Source organism: Moorena sp. SIO3B2 (assembly GCF_010692525.1).
GTDB classification, from domain to species: domain Bacteria; phylum Cyanobacteriota; class Cyanobacteriia; order Cyanobacteriales; family Coleofasciculaceae; genus Moorena; species Moorena producens.
On sequence record NZ_JAAHHE010000851.1, the window covers coordinates 1 to 1,497 of the forward strand.

Below are 1,497 nucleotides of genomic sequence, written 5' to 3' on the forward strand. Positions count from 1 at the left end.
AATCCTGATAGCAAAGGGAACAGGGAACAAAAATTATCACAATTCCTACACGGATACCGATAATGATTAATCAATAAACCGGTTAATTGGTTATTGTTTATTGGTTAAGCTGTCCCGCATTTAAACTACCTTTTATTAAATCAGGAAACCACCCCTGAAACTCTTGTCAATTCTGCATTCTGCATTCTGCATTCTGCATTCTGCATTCTGCATTATACCTTGCTGTTAGGCCTAAAAATTCCTAACAGCTTATTGTTTATTTAAAGACCAATCATAGTTCAGATATTTGATCTTGTAATTCCCCTGCTCAAGATACTTCTGATCTTCTGGACTAAGGTAGTCACTGATAAAGTTTAACACCGCCCGTTGATTGGCGTTACCAGTAAATTTGTCATCGACACCATAGGTTTCTTTCCAATCTTCCCCAAACCACTTAAAGATGGAAGAAAGATATACGCTACCTTCTTGACGGTCAATACGAAAGCCATGGGGACTAACTAGAAATTTCTGTGTCTGGTCATCCAGTTGCTGATCGAGTTTTTCCCCAGTATATGGTTCATTTCTTAAGGGAGGACAACTGATAGCGGCGCAAACTAAAGCCATATGAATTCGGGGCTCGTTGAATTGCGTTCGCAGTGTCTTGTGTTCGATATTATCTAAGGTTTTAGAGTCTCCAGCAATGTTGAATTGGCGTCCTTTCCAGACTCCTTTAATATCCCGAATACTCTTTTTGAGCGGGTTTTGATCAATAATTGATTCTAGAGTAAAGGAGTTGTAAGCATTTATCAAGAAAGCAATCTTTTCTGCTTCATCCCAAGACTGATAGGTGCTAGGATCAACAGCACCTAAGGAGGCATTAAACGTCTCCAGCTGCTCTGGATTTTTCTGCAATTCTTGGTAATTAACTAGCGCTTTATTGTTGACATGGTTTTTTAGGACAGTAGCATAGTCGTCATAATTCAATAGATTTCTATCAGTGCCTCTATTTACTTGTACTTGAGAATCTTTTGCTGGTGCTTGATTTATCGGTACGGAAAGTGTACAACTTGTCAGAATAATCAGGGTTGGAACTAGGGTTAGTAATCTCTTGGATGTATTCATAGTAATTCAGATGATTTAGCCGATAAGATGCTTGATATGTAAGCATATGCGCTACGCGCACGCTGCGCGAACAGCCGTCAGCCGTCAGCCGTTGGCCTTTGGCCACGCTACGCGAACAGCCGTCAGCTAATGTAACAGAGATTAAAGCAATGCTTACCTGTTTTATTCAAAAGATGTAACTCAGATTAAAGCAATGCTTACCTGTTTTATTCAAAAGCTGATAGCACCTCAAGAAGCGTGCGCGTAGCGCTAATCGCTGATAGCTGATAGCTGATAGCTGATAGCTGATAGCTGATAGCTGATAGCTGATAGCTGATAGCTGATAGCTGATAGCTGATAGCTGATAGCTGATAGCTGATAGCTTACCTTGACCTAGGCAATTTTGATTAAAGCTAA

The 1,497-nt window shown here is 40.2% G+C and carries 2 protein-coding genes; both read right to left on the reverse strand.

Features of this window, described 5'->3' with window-relative positions:
• Positions 1–249: 249 nt before the first annotated feature.
• Positions 250–1,101 (reverse strand): DUF547 domain-containing protein, encoded by an 852-nt coding sequence (locus tag F6K38_RS41755; protein WP_287313005.1) that lies wholly within the window; start codon positions 1,099–1,101, stop codon positions 250–252.
• Positions 1,102–1,267: 166 nt separating this feature from the next.
• Positions 1,268–1,497 (reverse strand): hypothetical protein (locus F6K38_RS41760; protein ID WP_502709668.1); only part of this gene is annotated, 230 nt, incomplete at its 5' end.